Annotated in this window: 1 protein-coding gene; it reads right to left on the bottom strand. The window is 64.6% G+C overall.

Translation table 11 applies throughout. The features are described from left to right. Nucleotides 1-108 precede the first annotated feature (108 nt). Nucleotides 109-311 (bottom strand): carbonic anhydrase (locus QWI17_RS04985; RefSeq protein WP_302721406.1); only part of this gene is annotated, 203 nt, incomplete at its 5' end.

The following is a 311-nucleotide window of genomic DNA, read 5'->3' as shown; positions in this document are numbered from 1 at the left end:
CAGCGGGCTCGCCGGCAGGGCAGTCAGGGTATTCAGGGCAGCCGAAGGCCGCGCCACACCCCTACAGGGTGCAGCCGGCTATCAAGGTTTTAACGGCGGACGGGTCGCTTAGTAGCGGCCTCTCGGAGTGGCGCATGGCACCGGTTGGCCTGCGGCCAGGGGCATGAAGCTGTCGCTGGCAGCGTCGTAGGCTTCGATCCTGCTGGTCTCGATGTCATAGATCCAGCCATGGATGTACAGCTGACCCGCTGCAAGCCCCGAAGCCACCGAAGGGTGGGTGCGCAAGTGGTGCAGCTGGGCAATGACGTTCT

Origin of the sequence: Gilvimarinus gilvus, assembly GCF_030518155.1 — a bacterium.
Classification (GTDB): domain Bacteria; phylum Pseudomonadota; class Gammaproteobacteria; order Pseudomonadales; family Cellvibrionaceae; genus Gilvimarinus; species Gilvimarinus gilvus.
This window is presented reverse-complemented; position numbering and strand designations above follow the sequence as displayed.